The following is a 258-nucleotide window of genomic DNA, read 5'->3' on the forward strand; positions in this document are numbered from 1 at the left end:
ATCCACCTCCTTATATGCAGTAAATTTATAGTAGCGGTATATAAACAGATTTAAACGAAAGGTATGGGCGGCAAAATGCTCAACAACTACTCACAGTCAGTGGCAGATTCAAATCTCCGACCGGTGGCGGCCAAGTCGGAAAATGATCTGAGTGAGTCTTCAAGTCTGATTTTTGCCTCTCGTGTTTTACTTCTTCCCGAACGCTTCGATGATTCGACCAGGAGCTGGTTAGTCTCCTCTGACAGGTGGACTAAAACT

At 44.6% G+C, this 258-nt stretch carries 1 protein-coding gene; it reads right to left on the reverse strand.

The features are described from left to right. Positions 1-86: 86 nt before the first annotated feature. On the reverse strand, positions 87-245 hold the full coding sequence (locus SB765_RS31180) for a TraY domain-containing protein (protein ID WP_410932700.1): 159 nt from the start codon (positions 243-245) through the stop codon (positions 87-89). Positions 246-258 lie beyond the last annotated feature (13 nt).

This window comes from Pseudomonas sp. SIMBA_067 (assembly GCF_046534675.1).
GTDB lineage: Bacteria > Pseudomonadota > Gammaproteobacteria > Pseudomonadales > Pseudomonadaceae > Aquipseudomonas > Aquipseudomonas putida.